The sequence below is a fragment of the Pseudoalteromonas phenolica genome, from assembly GCF_005886345.1.
Classification (GTDB): domain Bacteria; phylum Pseudomonadota; class Gammaproteobacteria; order Enterobacterales; family Alteromonadaceae; genus Pseudoalteromonas; species Pseudoalteromonas phenolica_A.
The window spans coordinates 1-696 of sequence record NZ_PNEC01000039.1 but is presented as its reverse complement, the minus strand read 5'-3'; the positions used below and the strand labels follow the sequence as shown (position 1 = coordinate 696).

Sequence of the window (696 nt, the reverse complement as noted above, 5' to 3'; positions counted from 1 at the left end):
GCAAATCTCAGGCATTAAAAAAGGCCGCACCTTTTACAAGGAAACGACCTTTTTCACAGTGTTACTGCAATCTGTAGATTATTCTACGATTGAAGCTACAACACCAGCACCTACTGTACGGCCACCTTCACGGATCGCGAAACGTAGACCTTCGTCCATCGCGATTGGAACGATTAGCTCAACAGTCATCTTGATGTTGTCACCTGGCATTACCATTTCTACGCCTTCTGGTAACTGTACGTCACCTGTTACGTCAGTTGTACGGAAGTAGAACTGTGGACGGTAACCTTTGAAGAATGGAGTATGACGACCACCTTCATCTTTAGATAGTACGTATACTTCTGAAGTGAACTTCGTGTGTGGGTTGATTGAACCAGGCTTACAAAGAACCTGACCACGCTCAACTTCGTCACGCTTAGTACCACGTAGAAGTGCACCGATGTTCTCACCAGCACGACCTTCGTCTAGAAGCTTACGGAACATTTCAACACCCGTACAAGTTGTCTTCGTAGTTTCTTTAATACCTACGATTTCAACTTCGTCGTTCACGTTGATGATACCAGCTTCAACACGGCCTGTTACTACTGTACCACGACCCTGGATTGAGAATACGTCTTCGATAGGCATGATGAATGGCTTATCGATGTCACGCTCTGGCTCTGGGATGTAAGAATCTAGTGCTTCTGCAAGCTCTAC

General features: G+C 45.7%; 1 protein-coding gene. It reads right to left on the bottom strand.

Annotation, left to right across the window (positions count from 1 at the left end; translation table 11 throughout):
• Positions 1–78: 78 nt before the first annotated feature.
• Positions 79–696, bottom strand: a 618-nt coding sequence (locus CWB72_RS13990) for an EF-Tu/IF-2/RF-3 family GTPase (protein WP_252371561.1), incomplete at its 5' end; no start/stop codon positions are given.